12 protein-coding genes are annotated in these 16,431 nt (G+C 35.4%); 6 read left to right on the top strand and 6 right to left on the bottom strand.

The features are described from left to right. Positions 1-37: 37 nt before the first annotated feature. The 4 genes from BM327_RS04680 to htpG all read right to left on the bottom strand — a co-directional run bounded on the left by BM327_RS04680 (position 38) and on the right by htpG (position 5,906). Positions 38-1,474 (bottom strand): hypothetical protein, encoded by a 1,437-nt coding sequence (locus tag BM327_RS04680; RefSeq protein WP_090246917.1) that lies wholly within the window; start codon positions 1,472-1,474, stop codon positions 38-40. A gap of 110 nt (positions 1,475-1,584) precedes the next feature. Further along, the gene (locus tag BM327_RS04675; protein WP_090246915.1) at positions 1,585-3,024 is read right to left on the bottom strand and encodes a hypothetical protein; all 1,440 of its coding nucleotides are present in this window, start codon (positions 3,022-3,024) and stop codon (positions 1,585-1,587) included. A 125-nt stretch (positions 3,025-3,149) separates the two neighbouring features. Continuing rightward, positions 3,150-3,977 carry a TerB family tellurite resistance protein gene (locus tag BM327_RS04670; protein ID WP_090246912.1) on the bottom strand — a complete coding sequence of 276 codons (828 nt, stop codon included), beginning with the start codon at positions 3,975-3,977 and terminating at the stop codon, positions 3,150-3,152. A 39-nt stretch (positions 3,978-4,016) separates the two neighbouring features. Then, entirely contained in the window at positions 4,017-5,906 is a 1,890-nt protein-coding gene (gene htpG, locus BM327_RS04665; protein ID WP_090246910.1) for a molecular chaperone HtpG, read from the bottom strand. A 231-nt stretch (positions 5,907-6,137) separates the two neighbouring features. On the opposite strand from htpG, the gene BM327_RS04660 reads away from it, so the two are divergent. The 6 genes from BM327_RS04660 (at position 6,138) to BM327_RS04635 (ending at position 11,687) form a co-directional block, all read left to right on the top strand. Then, positions 6,138-7,145 (top strand): hypothetical protein, encoded by a 1,008-nt coding sequence (locus tag BM327_RS04660; RefSeq protein ID WP_090246907.1) that lies wholly within the window; start codon positions 6,138-6,140, stop codon positions 7,143-7,145. A 43-nt stretch (positions 7,146-7,188) separates the two neighbouring features. Next, positions 7,189-7,821 carry a ribonuclease H1 domain-containing protein gene (locus BM327_RS04655; RefSeq protein WP_090246906.1) on the top strand — a complete coding sequence of 211 codons (633 nt, stop codon included), beginning with the start codon at positions 7,189-7,191 and terminating at the stop codon, positions 7,819-7,821. A 130-nt stretch (positions 7,822-7,951) separates the two neighbouring features. Beyond that, complete coding sequence (locus BM327_RS04650) at positions 7,952-8,701, top strand: cytidylyltransferase domain-containing protein (protein WP_090246902.1); 750 nt, start codon at positions 7,952-7,954, stop codon at positions 8,699-8,701. Positions 8,702-8,703: 2 nt separating this feature from the next. Beyond that, positions 8,704-9,750: an N-acetylneuraminate synthase family protein gene (locus tag BM327_RS04645; protein ID WP_090246900.1), complete on the top strand. Its 1,047-nt coding sequence runs from the start codon at positions 8,704-8,706 to the stop codon at positions 9,748-9,750. A gap of 1 nt (position 9,751) precedes the next feature. Continuing rightward, positions 9,752-10,258, top strand: coding sequence for a KdsC family phosphatase (locus BM327_RS04640; RefSeq protein ID WP_090246896.1), 507 nt, complete (start codon positions 9,752-9,754; stop codon positions 10,256-10,258). A gap of 4 nt (positions 10,259-10,262) precedes the next feature. Then, a complete protein-coding gene (locus tag BM327_RS04635) occupies positions 10,263-11,687 on the top strand; it encodes a hypothetical protein (RefSeq protein WP_090246894.1) in 1,425 nt (474 codons plus the stop codon). Here the strand turns inward: BM327_RS04635 and BM327_RS04630 are convergent, their stop codons facing one another. Both BM327_RS04630 and BM327_RS04625 read right to left on the bottom strand, forming a co-directional pair. Then, positions 11,688-13,136 (bottom strand): lipopolysaccharide biosynthesis protein, encoded by a 1,449-nt coding sequence (locus tag BM327_RS04630; protein WP_090246890.1) that lies wholly within the window; start codon positions 13,134-13,136, stop codon positions 11,688-11,690. Beyond that, positions 13,127-16,105, bottom strand: a complete 2,979-nt coding sequence (locus BM327_RS04625) for a YfhO family protein (protein WP_090246887.1) — start codon at positions 16,103-16,105, stop codon at positions 13,127-13,129. Before BM327_RS04625 ends, BM327_RS04630 begins: the two co-directional genes overlap by 10 nt. Positions 16,106-16,431 lie beyond the last annotated feature (326 nt).

Below are 16,431 nucleotides of genomic sequence, written 5' to 3'. Positions count from 1 at the left end.
TGAGATAGAGTTGGCTTCATTTAAGGATTTAATCTACTTAAAAAGTAATGTGTATTGATTGTTCTTTGGACAACTTGGTTCCTTGAATTACTCGTTCATTATGCTTAGGGTAATGAGTAGTTGTCATAAAGTAGTCATATCCAATAATTTTTTTTGTTTCCAACAACAATTCACTTTCAGTCTTTAGAGATGTAATATCAATTGTTCTCGCTTGTAAACCTTCTCTATCAAGGTAACAAAGTTTTAAAATATCTCCCTCTAAGTTATTATGAACTCCAAAAGCACTATACCCTGTGTATTGTCTAACTTGAAACGAAGTTTTTTTTATGATTTCACCTTTTTCATCAAGCAAATAGACAAAAATATTTTGCATGGTATTCATTGAGAAATTAGTTGCCAATTGAAGGATGTTTCCATTCTCTAAAAAGTGAGTTTGAATAATTCTATGTGTACGGAGACTTTTGTACTCTCCTTTGTCTATAGCTTTTTGATGAGTGCTTTTAAAAGCATCTATTTCAGGTTCTATAATAAATTCTGGTGAGAGTTCATTGGTAGTGTGAGAAATGAGTTTCTTGGTATTTATATCGTATATCTGCGTGAAGTATTCATCTAAAATTTGATCACCTTTTTCTACTTTGCTAAATCCAAAAATGTAAAGTTTATTGTTGTGAACTTTGGCTACGATATTACTCTTTTTTTCATCTAAATCAGAAAAGTCTAAGTCGAAATCAGTATCACGACCCTTTTCTAAATCGAGTTGGTAACATACTCCCTCTAATTCTTCATCCCCTTTTGTTGTTGAAATTGCGTATGTGATGTCTGGTTCATCAGAACTAACGTAAGTTGTAGCTCCTGTGAAAGTACCATCTTCATCTGTGTTGATTACTATTATGTCTTCTGTTTCTAAGTTTTGATCTACAAATAAATAGCTTATCGATTTTAAGGCTCCGCTTTCATATTTGGAAATTTTAAGTAGTAATTTACTCTCGTACTTTTCGTAAGATAAAAGGAAGCGTGCGCCTTCTTTAAATTTTGTAGTATAGATTTCACCTAATTCTACACTGTTTAAATTTTGGTTGAAAGCCTCTGCATAAATGGTGTATGTAGAATTTTTTTCATCATATCTTGGAACCAACTCTACAATATTTTCACCTACGGTTACAAAGTTGGTTACCTCAAACTTTTTTCTTTTGAAATATTTGTTTTTATCCTCTAGTTTAACGGTCTTTAAAACTTGACCATCTTCCTTTTTGTTCAAAAGCGTATGCATGGCAATAGGGAAAAAGTAAAATACGAATCCAGATTTCCCTTGTGCGTATTGTTTCCCGTTTATTGTCCCGAAATTTTTGGTTCCTCTTCCAGTTTTGTATTCGTTGACTTCTACATCAATGCCTAATGCAGATCCTTTTTCTTGTCCAAAGAGACTTGCAGTGGTTAATAGTGCGGTTAATCCTAGTACTAGTATTTTTTTCATTTTTATAATTTAGGTTCGCCACGAATATAAGAGTTTCTTAATTTACACATTCGTTAAAACAAAAAAACACAACCCTAGAGAGTTGTGTTTTCAAATTTTCTTGTTTTCGATTAATTATCAAAATCAATGATAAGTGCATTTGCACTAACAAAACCTCTACACGAGATAGCAATTTTGTTTTTTTCTAATTCTATGAATTCATCATAGTGAGGAAGAACGTGTTTGCTTTCTTTATCGTCAAATACTACCGATGTTTCCACCTCTTCATTTTTAATATCTACAAGACTAGCAATGATGTAATAGTCAAATTGATAAATTAAATGAAGCTGACCATCTTTAAGTCTCTGGTAAATAGCACCGTTTCCATCTTCTGTAGAATGCATGTGTCTATCCAAATGCTTGGTCCAAATGATTTTCCCTTCCTTATTTGTTTTAATCAATACGATTCCTTTTCTAATATATCTTCTTTCAACACCTGTTGAAGCAACATTTTGAGTATAGGTTAAGTAATGTTCAGCTACTGTTAGGGTAGTAGCATCATCAAGTAAGTAAGATTCAAGTATTTTATAATTTAAATGGTCGTAATTTCTTCCATTTTTTGCTTTGTTTAGGTCTTCCTCATTGTAAAGATTTTCAATAAATTCCTTACCTAATACTTGTTCATCATAGTTGATTAATTTTTGATTCTCTATAGAATATTTAGCATGAAATACCTTACCTGCAGTTCCATGAGCTATTTGGTCATGTGTAAAACCAGTTAAATAAAGTTGATCACCTTGTAGAGTAGTGTATATTGTAGATAAATCTTTAGGAAGACCTAATTCAAGTACAGTTGTGTGATCTCCATCTAAACTATATTGTTTAAAACTACAAGCAGAACTATTACCTGTCTTCTCATTAAATATTTGGTGAGTTGCAGTTAAGAAGTTCTCATAAATTTCGATGTTGCTGATAAAAGCTGAACTGTTTTCATCTACATCTATGGTGTATTTATCTAGTTCAATTTTTTCTAAATCTTGATTTAAGGCAGTAATTGTAAGTTCTTGCTGGCTTGAAGAAATTCTAGCGTATTGTACAAATATTAGGTGACCTTCTTTTTCAAAGTATTTCACTTTTGATCCCTTTGTATTTTTCGGAACAGAAGCCATTTGTAATGTTTTGACTACTTCAAGATCTGTATTAATAGCAGTAACATAATAGTCACTCGTTTTCCCGTTGGGGTTTTTGATGATTTCCAATATATGGTCTCCTAATGTTGTGAACTTTTGTCCATTGGTTGAGATTCTTTTATATTCTCCAGCGTTAAAGGGAAATTTTACCTTAAGTACACGTTGGCTGTTGACGTATTTCGAGATTTTTAGAATATTACCATTTTGATGCGCCCAAAAATTGGCTTTCCCTATGGTTAAACTGTTGCTTCCTTTTTGAGGGATGCTTATGTCTGTATCATTCACCAATTCAAAAGTGGCTCCTAATCCAGATTTTGCTTGCGCCAAAAGTGAACCATTAATGAGGATGCTAAGCGCTAAAATCGATAATAATTTATTCATGAGTGATTTTTTAGTAAGGCCGCGAAAATAGTGTTTATCCTTTGTTATGAAAGGGAAAGAAATATTTATGAACAAAAAAACACAACCCTCATGAGTTGTGCTTCTTCTGCTAAAACTAAAATCATCTATTTAATACCTCTTGCTTTTTTAATCGCTTCGTAGGCATCGTTTATTTGTTGGAATTTTTCTTTGGCTCCTTTTTGATATTCATCTCCCATTTGGGCAACTTTATCGGGGTGGAACTTGATGGCCATTTTACGGTAGGCCTTCTTTACTTCATCGTCCGTTGCAGCCTTGGTAATTCCTAAAATTTTATAATCGCTGTCTGTATCTTTTTGGAACATGTTTTTAACTGAAGTGTAATCACTGGTTCCCACGCCTAATAGACGAGAAATGCGGTTAATCAAATCACTTTCAGCCTGACCAACATTTCCATCCGCTTTGGCAATTCCAAAAAGGTAGTGAATCAATTGAGTACGCATTGCGGGCTGCATACGCATGTTGATGTCTCTACAAATTTCATCTATGGGTATGGTAGGTGTATCCAAAAACTGCTTTAAGGTTTGTAAATGCGTTTTGTTAAACTGGTTTCCAAATTGACGCGAGAAAAAACTCTTTACATAATTCAATTCTACCTTCAAGACTTTACCATCTGCTTTCATAACAGCCGCTGAGAGGGCAATTAACATGGTAGGGAAGTCGTACTGTTGACTTTGCCTTTGGTAATAATTAAAGATGTCTTGAGGGTTTCCGTACGTACCTCCACCGGCACCCGCTCTGTTAAAAGCACCTTGGAATTCACCGTTTTGAAAAGCGCTGAGTTGCTTTTTAATGACAGGATAAACATCGGCGATGGCTCCCACAAAGAATCCGAAAATCGCCCAGCCTATGCTGTAACCAAAAAATAAAAAACCTAATGCTGCTAAAATGAATTTATAATATCCTGTTCCCATAGTGTATGAAAAAGGGGCGCCGAAACGCCCCTTCGAGTGTTATATTAATTCTACGCTTCGCTTAACGAAATCGTTTAATTTTTCTCCCTTTAATAAGCCTTGTGCTAATAAAGCGAGATCTGCCAATTGTTTAGCTTTGTTTTCTTTTACAGAACTATCAGCCTCTCCCAAAATGTCAGAAATCTTAGGGTGGTTGCTGTTAATAACCATGTTGTAGGTTTCAGGGAAAGCACCCATAAATCCAGCTCCACCGTATTTCTGTTGTTCCATCATTCTACGGATGAATTCTGGTTGAGTTAATACTACTGGTGCGTCAGTTTCTGACATACTTTCGAATTGAACTTTGAATTTGTCTTTGTCTACAACTCCTTCAAAAACTGGCTTCAATGCTTCTTCATCCTCCTTCGAAAGTTTAGATGGCATTTCATCTCCTTTAGCAATTAACTTGTCTAAAGTGTCCGCATCTACACGTGCAAAGCTTACATTTTCGAATTTGCTTTCTATGTTAGAAACCCAGTGAGACACAAGTGGTCCGTCTAATTCTAAAACTTCGTAACCTCTATCTTTCGCTGCCTGAACAAAGCTGTATTGCTCGTCTTTGTTGTTGGTGTATAAGAAAACTGTTTTACCGTCTTTATCTGTTTGAAGGTCTTTAACTTTTTCTTTAAACTCTTCAATAGTGTAGTACTTATCGTCTGTAGATTTCACCATAGAGAAAGCTTTTGCTTTGTCGGCAAACTTCTCGTCAGACAATGTTCCGTACTCAATAAAGATGCGTAAATCTTCGTATTTGCTTTCGAAATCTTCTCTATCCTTGTTGAACATCTCACGTAACTTATCGGCTACTTTTTTAGTGATGTGAGTAGAGATTTTCTTCACGTTACCATCACTTTGTAAGTAAGAACGAGATACGTTTAATGGAATGTCTGGAGAATCAATAACTCCGTGTAATAAAGTCAAGAACTCAGGAACGATTTCTTCAACGCTATCTGTAATAAATACCTGGTTAGAGTACAAGTTAATTTTGTTGCGTTGTACTTCTACGTTTTCTTTAATCTTAGGGAAGTAAAGAATACCAGTTAAGTTGAAGGGGTAATCTACATTTAAGTGAATGTGGAACAAAGGCTGGTCAAAGCTCATTGGGTACAATTCACGGTAGAAGGTTCCGTAGTCTTCATCTGTTAAATCTGCTGGTTTTTTCGTCCATGCAGGAACAGGGTTGTTTACTTGGTTGGGAACCTCGTAACTAACTTGTTTTACTTTATCGTTTTCGTCTTTTTCTCCAGATGGATCATCTTTGTACTTTGTTTCTGTTCCAAAGATTACTGGGATAGGTAAGAATTTACAGTACTTGTCTAAAATTCCCTGAATTCTGTTCTTTTCTAAAAATTCTTTCGATTCTTCAGAAATGTGAAGAACGATTTCTGTTCCTCTGTCTGCTTTATCAATTTCTGTAATCGTATAAGAGGGATCTCCGTTAGATTCCCATTGAACAGCTTGTGCTCCTTCGTAGCGCGCCAAAGTCTTGATTTGAACTTTATCTGCAACCATAAAGGCAGAGTAGAACCCTAAACCGAAGTGACCAATAATGTTCTCAGCTCCTTCTTTTCCTTCGTATTTCTGAACAAATTCTTCTGCTCCAGAGAAAGCAATTTGATTGATGTATTTATCAATCTCCTCAGCAGTCATACCTATTCCATTGTCTTTAATGGTTAAGGTTTTTGCAGCTTCGTCTAAAATTACTTCAACTTGTAAGTCACCCATTTCTCCCGTGAACTCACCATTGCTAGCAAAGAACTTTAATTTTTGAGAGGCATCAACTGCGTTCGATACTAACTCTCTTAAGAATATCTCGTGATCCGAATACAAGAATTTTTTAATGATGGGAAAGATGTTTTCCGTTTGTACATTAATATTACCCGTTTTCATATATTTTGATTTGCGTTTTGTTTGGCTGCTATAAGTCAATCTTTATGCCAGTGGATAAGGGCTGACAGAATGACTGAAAATTACATTATAGTGCGACAAATTGTAAATTGAAAGGGTGAAAGAACTGACAGAAGGATGTATTTAGAATTGTAAATTCTTTTCCAAATCTGATGAAAAACTTTTTGCTTTCATTTTGAACCTGAGTATCTTAGGGTAGTAAATTATGTGATAATGAAAAAACTACTACTCTTAAGCATGTTTATCCCTGTATTTCTTTGGGCACAAAAAGATAGCATTCAGGAATTAGAGGGCGTTGATATTACTGCCTTTCAGCAGGTGAAATTGCCAACTTTAGAGGATGAATATGTACTCGATTACCTTTTTGATGAGCAGGAGATCGTGTTGTTATCTAAATTGAAATTGAATTATATAATTCGAAGGGTGGATGCTGATTTTAAAGAATTGGAACGTATAGAATTAAAGCAAAAGCCAGAGCGATTTTATACCGATTGCATGGGCTACCATCACCTGTTAACCACGGATTCAGCGTATCAAATTTACTTTGGTAATGAGGGGATAAACTTTCTGTATCCCATGTTAAAAGACAAGTTCTTGAGTTTACTCTCTAATTGTGTGGGAACTACAGAAAAAGGGTTGGTTTATGAAACGTTTATGAATAAAAATCAAACCCACATGTTTATTGAGTTTGATACCATTAACGACGTTAATAATTTACTCTATATCTCCAACGACATGGAAAATTACTTCAGTCTGCTGGAGGATCAAATTCGTCATGAGTTGGAGTGGGCAGCCAATATTAATAACCTTTCTGCCATGAGTATTAATTTCAACCATATGGTGTTGTCGAAAGAAGGCTATGTTCCTTTCTTTAATATAGACACAGGGTTTGTAATTTTAGACCACAGACAGAATATAGGTATTAAGGGGAATTTTTTTCAGAGCAAGGAGATTTTCGACATCGTTTATCACCACAAAGAAAGTTGGGCAGATCATATCATACAAGCCGAAAATGGAGATATATTTTATGCAAAGTTATTGGATGGCGGTTTGTTAATGATACAAGACCTGGGACATAACTTTCAAGAAGGAGGGAAGATAACTAACGTGAACAAGCACACCTTTCCCCAACAATTGAAAATCAAGGATGGCTACCTCTATTATCTCGCCCGAGAACATAAAGAAGATAGCTACATTAAGTTGTGGAAAGTAAAAGTCTAAAATTCTTTTTCAAATTCTTTTCCTTCTTATCTTAGCCTCAACTATGGCAAGGAAAAAGCAGAAATACTATGTGGTTTGGGAAGGACATGAACCCGGGATATATACTTCATGGGCAGATTGTAAACTTCAAATTGAAGGCTACCCGAACGCCAAGTATAAAAGCTTCTTAACCAAAGATGAGGCAGAGCATGCATTTGCAGGAACTTACGAAGAGGTAAAGGGTAAAAAAGCGAGTTCGACTATCAGCAGGGAGGATATGCTCAAACACGGGGTGGAATTAAACTCATTGTGTGTGGATGCAGCTTGTGCAGGTAATCCAGGTAAAATGGAATACAGAGGAGTGTATACCAAAACGGGCGAACAGCTTTTTATCAAAGGTCCTTATTTAGACGGTACTAACAACGTTGGTGAATTTTTAGCATTGGTGCACGGTTTGGCTTTATTGAAGCAAAAGGGGAGTACCATGCCCATTTATTCCGACTCAAAAATTGCTATTTCTTGGATCAGGCAAAAAACGTGTAAAACCAAGTTGGCCAAGACAGAAATGAACCAACAATTACATCAATTAATTGCACGAGCTGAACATTGGCTAAGAAGCAATCAGTACACGACAGAAATTAGAAAATGGGAAACCAAAGTATGGGGTGAGATACCTGCAGATTTTGGGAGGAAGTAGCATGGAAAGTTTATGGAACTTATATGGTGAAAAGAAGGTCCTTTCGTTGCATATATTCCCTCTCATGTATGAATGGGAAGACAAAGATTATGTTAATTTTAGAACCAGAGAATAATTTTAATAAACTTTAATGAAAACAGCGGTTCTTATTCAAGCAAGGTTAGGTTCAACCCGATTGCCAGGGAAAATGACATTAGCTTTTGATCAGGAAGCGGGAATCTTTGAAATTCTTCTTCAAAAACTTGTGCAAATTGAAGATTTACCTATTTATTTAGTAACTTCTCAACGATCAGAGAATGATGAATTAGAAGAAATAGCTAACGCTTACGGGGTTGGTGTGTTTCGAGGAAGTGAAGAGGATGTATTGGATAGGTTTATTAAAGCTGCTGATCAATTTGATGTGGAGAGAGTAGTAAGGGTTTGTGCCGATAACCCTTTTTTAAGTGTTCCAAAGCTTAAAGAACTTATAGCTTTGTCGAATGCCAACCTTGATGCAGACTATTGTTCGTTTGCCATTGGAGGGAAAGCTGTAATCCTTCATCATCTCGGTTTGTTTTGTGAAGTGGTGAAGACATCGGCTTTAAAAAAAGCGTATAGATTAACCCAGGATACTTTGTATCTAGAGCATGTGACCAATTTTATTTATACGCATCTCGATATATTTAAGGTGTGTTTACATGAGTTAGGAGAAGATTATATTGCTCATCAACACATTAGATTAACTGTTGATACTTTAAACGATTTTAACCTTGCAGCTCGTATTTTTAAAGCGGTAAAAGACAAAGAGTTTAAGGATGCATTATCCTTATTACAGTTTATTGATCAAAATGAGGAATGGACCTCTGTTATGAAAAATGAGATTGTTAAAAACACGAAATAATTATGAAAAATAAAGGTACCTATGTAATCGGAGAAATTGGCCAAAATCACAATGGTTCAGTTGATTTAGCCAAATTACTTGTAGAAATAGCTGCGCGACCAGTAGTAGATAATTTGTTTGGGACAGAATTAAAACCTATGGATGCGGTGAAACTAACAAAGAGAGATTTGAATTATGAACTTTCGGATTCTCAAATGAGAAGACCTTATAACACACCGAATTCCTTTGGCGCAACCTATGGTGAACATAGAGAGTTTTTAGAGTTAAATGATGAACAACACTTTGAGGTGTATAAACATGCTAAACAGCACGGCTTAGACTTTGTTGAAACACTATGCGCAATTAGCTGTTTATCTATGTTGAAATATTTCACTCCAGATAGATTAAAAGTAGCCAGTAGAGATTTGACAAATTTACCCCTTTTAAATGCCTTAGCCGAAACAAAAATCCCCATTATAATCAGTACGGGGATGGCTGGTAAAAAGGAGTTGGATGAGGCTTTGGATGTTATATCAAAACATCATCAGGATATTTCTATTTTACACTGTGTTTCCGAATATCCGACCCAATATCAAAATGTAAACTTAAATACTATTAAATTCCTACAAAAAGAATACAGTCAGTTCAAAATTGGTTATTCGGACCATACTATAGGGATATCTACCCCTATTGCTGCAGTAGCCATGGGAGCCGAAATTATTGAAAAACATATTACATTAGACCGAAAGCTGAAGGGAACTGATCAGGCTGGTTCATTGGCAATAGACGGAATGTACCGTATGATGCGGGACATTAGAAACTTAGAGAAATCTTTTGGGGTTGAAGATATACATATAGAACCAAACGTTGAAGCCGCAAAGAATAAGTTAGAAAGGTCTATTGCTTCGAACAAGGATTTGAAAAAAGGTGATGTAATAACTGAGGCTGATATTCATTTATTGAGTCCAGGGGATGGTTTGAAATGGAGTGAAATGGATAAGTTAATAGGTAAGGAAATCATAGAAGATGTTCCTAAAAATGAAATTATCTATTTAAGTAAAGTAAAGTAGAATGGCATTACCAAAGTTAGTTCTTACAGATATTGATGGAGTCTGGACCGATGGGGGAATGTATTACGATCAAGGAGAAAATGAATTGAAAAAGTTTAATACCGGTGATAGCGCCGGTGTTCTTTTCTTGAAATTATCAAATATACCAGTTGGAATCGTTACAGGAGAAAACACTCAAATTGTAAAAAGAAGAGCAGTTAAACTAAAGATCGATCATTTATTCTTAGGAGTGAAAAATAAAGTTGAGGTGATTGAGCATCTACTTCAAAAGTTGAATTTGGAGTGGAAAGATGTTGCGTACATCGGAGACGATATTAATGATATAATAGTACTTCAAAAAGCGGGATTTTCGGCAACTCCATCAAATGCTCCTGACTATGTTCAAAAACATGCAGATTTAACCTTGCCAGTAAAGGGTGGAGATGGTGCTTTTCGGGCTTTTGTAGAGTATCTTTTAAAACGTGAGAATTCTTTAGATTTAGTAATAGAGAAATATTTGGCTTCTTAATAAAATGTCTGAAAAGATTAATTATCAAACCTTTCAAGAGGTAATAGATTTCTACAATAAAACGGAACAGGTATTTTTAGATGTAGAAAATAAGCTAGGTGTTAATTTATGGTTTTTAGAGAATTTTAGAGTTTATTTTGCCTATAGAAATAGTAAATTGAATTCAAGTTCAACCAGCGGTTCTAGTGGTAATAAAATAAGTTTGTTAACAGAACTTAAAGCGCTCATTCAAAATTTTACTTTAAAACATCATACCAGTGAAATAGCCATTTTTGCTTATCCAAGTTCTGTGCGAAGATATTTCGGTGATTTGGTAGATAGTTTCGATTTGATTGGTATGCGTCGTATTTTCCAAGAAAGTGTAAATCTAAAGGAAGGTAGTATAAATCAAAATACAGATGCTATTTTCTTACGTTATTTGATTTCCTTTGGATTTATTAAAGACGTGATCTACTTTAATAGGCACTTCACGAAATTATCTAAACAACTCCAAAACCTGTCAACCACTGCTGATGAACAGTTGATAACAAGTATTTTCTGTAAATCAAAATCTACCTTATTACTGCATTTTCTTTATTTCAGAGCTTATTGTAAATTTTTCAAAAAATCGTCTTTAAAAGCAGTCTGTTTGATTAACGAAAATAGTCCTTCCCTAAAAGTAATTCAATATGCCATAAAAAAATATGGCATCAAGTCGTTTGCTGTGCAACATGGCTCTATTCATGAGTTGCATCCAAGTTATATGTTTGGTTTGTACCATACACCACCAATATTACCTGATATGACTTTTGTTTGGGGGCAAAGGGATAAGACTCTTTTGATTACTAAAGGTGGTTACGTTTCCTCTAGCGTAGAAATAGTTGGACGCATAGATGGTGAGGTAACTCCTGAAATACAACATCCCGAGCTTGATTTGACTAAGAAAATAATAGTATTTGCAACGCAACCTCAACGAGATGAGGAGCTGCGAAAGAAAACCTTTTATGATGTTGCGAGTACTTTTGAGGATTTTATTGATGAATATCAACTCGTAATTCGTCCTCATCCAAATGAAAAAGATGATACTTTTTTTAAAGACATCTATGACGGAAATTATCTGATTGATAGAGTAACACCCTTGAAAAAACATTTTGAATTATGTGAGGGGATTATAACTAGTTTCTCAACTGTAGGTGTTGAGTTTGTTCCATACTATAAAAAAATGCTTATTCTGGACTACTACATGCAGGATGTTATGAAGTACATAGAAAAGGGGGTAGGGATACAAATTCTTAATAAGGATATGCTGAAACACAATTTGGAGTGTTGGGAAGAAATTCAAGTTGACCGAAAAGCGCAAGAAATGTATGTGAATGAAACACTTTATCAGATAGATAGTTCTTCTCAATTAAAGTTAATCAACAAGATTATTGAAAATCGTCTTAAATAATTATTTACTTAAAGCTTTTTTAAAGGATTGAGAATTGTAAATATAGTAAAAGAAGAAACCTGAAATTATAACACTGCCTATAATGGAGCTTTGAGTATTTATAAGTTTAAAATGATTAAGAAATACAGCCAGTACACATAGACCTATAATGGTGATCAATTGGAATAAGTTTAGGCGAGTGAATGGAGAATACCCAAACTTACGCTTTAGAAAATAGTAGCGAATAAGGTTTAGGAATAGGGTACTAAAACCGGTTGATATTGCCGCACCAATAATGTTGAATTCTTTTATCAACAGATAATTTAATACAATGTTTACTACTAAACTTATGAGTAACGAAAAAGTGTTGAATTTGAAGAACTTGGAGAAGCTTATTAAAGAAGCATTAATTCCAGTTACGGCATTGATAAAAGTACCTAATCCAAAAAAAGTAAGAACCAAAAGACCCTCATCAATGATGGGAAATAGCTCTGATATCCAATTGAAATTAAAAAGAAGCAGGAAGTAAATTAAACCGGAAACAAATATTCCAAAAAAAGATGAATCTCTGTAAATACCTTCTATTTCATTGTTTTTAGTATCTGTCCAATTGTTGCTTACTATCGTTATTAAAATTTGATGGAGAGGTCTAAGGGGAATAAGGATTAGAGATGCAAAAAATGTAATTGATTTATACTTTCCTGCTAATATATCACCGTTAAAGACTAAGTAACCTAACATTAATAAGTCAAGATTTTTAATCATTTCATTACCAAAACCATTAAAAAAAGTGTACAAGCCATAATGGATATATTCCCTAATTTTTAAACCAGAAGTACGCTCTAAAAAAAGGTTTAATTTCATGGTTTTAGAGACTTGAAAATAAATCAATGCGACTAAATTAACCAAAATGTAGCTCGCCAAATATAAGCCTAGAAATCCTGTGAAGTTTAAGTCTGTGAAGTGATAAATTACTAGAAAAAGGCTTTGAAGTACTCTTAATAAAACTTCTACAAAGAAGAAAGATGCGGGCGTTTTATACTGAATAACTAACAATGATGTGATTATTCTTAACATAGTAGTGAAGAATATCAAACCACAGACGAAAAATACAAAAAAGAATGGTGAAACATCATCAATGCGATAAGAGTGCATTAATTGTGATTGGAAGATAATTACCAGTAATGTTATTATTCCCGTACTGAGTATAAAACTTAAGGCAATAAAACGGAGAAATCCTTCAACTTCACTGTTGTTGTAAAGAGGGAAGTATTTCGTTATAACGGAAGGGAGACCTAGTTGCGAGAACTGACTCCCCATGGCTACCAAGGTTAATAGGATTGTAAGCACACCCCATTGTTGTTCTCCCAAAAGATTTGGAAAAAGAAGAGAAACATTTATACCTCCTATTAGTGTACCTAAATAAAGATAAATACTTCCCTTCAGGGTGTGTTTCAGAACTATGCCCATTTTTTATCCTTAAGATCTTTGATAAAGAAAAATACAATCAAAAGAAGTAAGAAAAGGGAAAGCACAAAAGAAACCGTATTTACTGTATCAAAACTCGGTACCTCAAACTTCATTACTAATTCTTTCGCTCCTGCTGGTAAAAATACACCGCGCAACAAGTAGTTTGTTTTCTCTATGTCTACCTGCTTTCCGTCTAGGTAGGCATTCCATCCATCTGGGTAGTATATTTCAGAGAATACCGCGAATTGATCTCCACTCGTGTTGATGGCGTAGTGTAATTCATTTGGAGCATAAGAGGTCATTGTAATTGTTCCTTCTCCAGTTATCTTTTTATCCTTAACTTTTTCGTAGGTAGAAGGGGTAATAATAGCTTCTGTACGCGGCATGAAGTTATCTACTACTTCTTGTGTTACCAATACCTCAAAAGAGTTGGTTGTATCCATCTCTAAAGTGAAATTAGGTACCCAGTTTCCTCTACCATTTATATCTGCTACAAAGCTAGAGGCTTGACCAGTTTGTAAGGTCGTTTGAATGTTGATGTTCATAGAATCGCCCTTGTTTACGTATTGAATTTTTTCAGCACCGTAAACCAAAGCATCTGTAACTACTTCATTGTTTACCACCAAGGTTCCATTTCCTTTGTTGGTGATTTTAACTTCTTTCCCCAAAGCTCTAATTTCTTCTTCAGGTGTTTCTTCAACTTGGAATTCAGATACCAACCAAGCATTACCCAAAGCATTAGGGTTAGGCTGCGCTTGGTACTCTCCCGTTTGTTGGTTTTGTTGAATGAAATACTTCACGTTAAACATATCGAAAATCTTGTAATTTCCTTGAGATAATTGGAAGTTGTAGATGTTCTGTATGTTTCTCAATTTTGCTCCGTGATAACCTCCCATAGATTTGTGGAAATAGGAAGCTCTCGATGAATTTGTTCCTCCACTTGGCTCGTAAACTCTGTAGTTCGTGTGAGCATTCAAGGCTGCAAATTTCTTTCCTTCTATATAATTGGCATAACCTTTCTCTCTGCGCAAGTCTTTGTCCTCTGCCTTTTTTGCAGCTTCGTCTATAACCTTCTGTAATTCTGGGTTCTGCGCAATTTCATTTTGCATGATTTGCTGATCAGCACGGTTAGGGTAGAAGGGGTTCACTTTTTCAAACTCGGGCATCCAGAATTTCATTTCACCTCTTTCTTTCTCACTGTTTAGGTAAATTCTATCCACGGGTACTAAGTCAGCCAAAATAACTATTGCCAAAGCTCCAATAAGCAATTCTGTTTTAATTTCCCATTTTAGGAAAGCAAAGATGATGAAAGCAGCAACCAACAAGAAACCAAAAGATCTTAAGTAACTCATTTTAGCTATATCGGCTCTAAAATCAACCACGGCATCAAAGCTCTTGCTCTGGTTTTCTACCACGTTTTGGATAAAAGCTTGTTTTTGTTGTGGATTGTTTAAATCAACTCCATATTGCTCTTTGGCTTGGGCTACGGGTATGCTCTCTATTTGCGAACGTACATTGGCCTCCATGCCGTATAAAAATTCACTTTCTCTTTCACTTAGGTAATCATCTCCAGTACCTGCAAAGGCAAAGATTAAAAGCAACAAGGCACTCGCTCCAGATACGATGTAGAAAGTTTTCATTTGAGCCTTAATGGCTTCTCTTTCTTGTATCAACTTTTGTAAGAACAATACACCTAAAAGAGGTACACATATCTCAACTATGGCTAAAATAATGGTAACCGCTCTAAATTTGTTGTAACCTGGAATGTTGTCAATAAAGAACTCTGTGAGTCCCATGTAGTTTTTACCCCACGACAACATTAAACAAAGTATCGTAGCCGCCAACAATGCCCACTTGATTCTATCCTTCACAAAAACTAGGGCCAATAATGCCAAGAAAACTACGATAATACCTAAGTAAACCGGACCCGTTACTATGGGCTGATCTCCCCAGTACATCATTTGTTTTGAAAGTTCTGGAGCGTCGTTTCTGTATTCTTTACTTTTTAATTTATCCTTGAACGGACTATTTCCTATTACTGCAGTTCCACCACCGTTGATGTAAGGCGAAATCAAGGTCATCGATTCTCCTATTCCGTAACTCCACTGTGTTATATAGTCTTTGTCTAATCCTTTCGATTGGTTGTTCGCCGCTGTGGTTCCGTCTGGATTTATTTTTATATCGTTCGCTCCACGAATGGTGTATTTTGCATAGTCGTTGGTAAAACTAATGTTACCATAGTTAATTCCTAAAGCAAAACCGTAGGCCACAAGCACACCTAACGTAGCAAAACCGAAACGTTTAAAATTGCTTTGTTTTCCAAAAGCACGCACCAATTCTACTATTCCCATGAATATCAAGACTATTCCTAGGTAGTAAGTGATTTGTAAGTGGTTGGCAGAAATTTCCATTCCCATAAATAGGGCAGAAAGTAAAATACCCCATTTCAAATTGTTCCTGAAGGCCATATAAAAGGCACCAATTACTGGAGGTGCTAAAGCAATGGCCATGGCTTTGGAGTTGTGACCCGCTTGTAATATAATGATGTAGTAAGACGAAAAAGCAAAAGCCAATGCGCCTAAAATAGCAACCCATTTGTTGGTTCTAAAACACAACAACATAATGTAAAACCCTGTAAGGTAGGTTAAGAAAATTCCCGCAGGCGACCCTAACCAGAGACCTAATATACGTTTTACTTGCGTAAGCATATTTCCTTCGTATGCCGTTGAAATTTGATAGGTAGGCATTCCTCCAAACATAGAGTTGGTCCACAAAGGTTCTTCACCGTTTTCGGCCCTGTATTCTACCGTTTCGTGAGACATTCCTATGAATTGCTCGATGTCGTGTTGCTTCAATCCATTGCCTCCAAATTGTGGAGAGAAATACGCCAAGGTGATAACGAAAAATAAACCAAGGGCAAAGAAATGTACCCAATTGCGTTTAAAGAATTCAGTAATGTTGAATTTCATAACTTGATTTTATGCGTGTTTTAGAAGCGTTGAAGATAATAATTTTAGTAGGGAAGTAAAGCGATTGTATACCTTTTATTAACAAGGCTGCATTTTTTAAAGGCTTTACTTGGCTACCCGGGCGCGCTATCCATTATAATCCTCTTCCTTTGCCGCTTTCAACTAAAGTATTTTTCAGGTTACCACCTTCAAATCCTAAGTTTCAATGTGGCAAACTCTTGCGGGTTGCCATTGCTATCGCTGGTAGAATTCTTTGTCCCAGTAGTGTTCCAACTCTGGGTTTAAACCCCATATCCTCTATGAACATTAGTACAAGTATACTTTTG

The sequence above is a fragment of the Lishizhenia tianjinensis genome (genome assembly GCF_900116425.1).
Lineage (GTDB): Bacteria > Bacteroidota > Bacteroidia > Flavobacteriales_D > Crocinitomicaceae > Lishizhenia > Lishizhenia tianjinensis.
Note: the sequence above shows the minus strand (reverse complement) of the source record. Positions and strands in the feature narration are given on the sequence as shown.